This window comes from Actinoallomurus acaciae (assembly GCF_042429965.1).
Lineage (GTDB): Bacteria > Actinomycetota > Actinomycetes > Streptosporangiales > Streptosporangiaceae > Actinoallomurus > Actinoallomurus acaciae.
Map to the genome: position 1 here is coordinate 1 of NZ_JBHLZP010001220.1, position 739 is coordinate 739.

1 protein-coding gene is annotated in these 739 nt (G+C 72.7%); it reads right to left on the bottom strand.

Annotated elements, in window-relative coordinates; genetic code table 11:
• Positions 1 to 85: 85 nt before the first annotated feature.
• A partial coding sequence (locus ACFFNX_RS51760) for a type III PLP-dependent enzyme domain-containing protein (RefSeq protein WP_512699895.1) occupies positions 86 to 739 on the bottom strand: 654 nt, incomplete at its 5' end.

Below are 739 nucleotides of genomic sequence, written 5' to 3' on the forward strand. Positions count from 1 at the left end.
CCATTGTCAAGCCACCCCACACACCAAAGAAAGACCACACCCACGGCTGTGGAAAACCCACGACCCAACCACTTCGGAACAGTCCCTAGCCGGGCCCGACGTAGTGGACCGACGGCTTCGGGTGCATCAGGAAGTCGTGGTGGGAGATGTTCCAGGCGTACGCCCCGGCCATCGCGAAGGCCACGACGTCGCCGACCGCGATGCGCTCCACGGTCACGTCGCGGGCGAAGACGTCCTTGGGCGTGCACAGCTGGCCCACGAGCGTCACCGGGCCGCCCGCGCCCTCGCCGTCGCCCACGGGCAGCACGGTGAACGGCTGGTCGTGCCCCTTGGCCGCCGGCGTGCGCAGGTGGTGGGTGCCGCCGCGCAGTACGGCGTACGACGTGCCGTGGGTGCGCTTCACGTCCAGCACGTCCGTGACGTACCAGCCGCAGTAGGCCGTGACCGCCCGGCCCGGTTCGATGCGCAGGACCTCGCCGGGCCGTCGTAGCGTGGCCAGTCCCGCCCCGTACGCCGCCCAGTCGAACCGGCGGCCGGGGTCCCGGTAGTCGACGGCCATGCCGCCGCCGAGGTTGACCTCGGCGGGGCCCTCCAGCCACGACCGTGCCCAGCCGAGCACGTGGGCCGCGACCTCCAGCAGCGGCCCGGCCTCCAGGCCGGACGCCAGGTGGGCGTGCATGCCGCGCAGCCGCAGCCAGGGCGCCTCCGCCAGCAGGTCCAGGCAGCGCCCGAGCGTCTT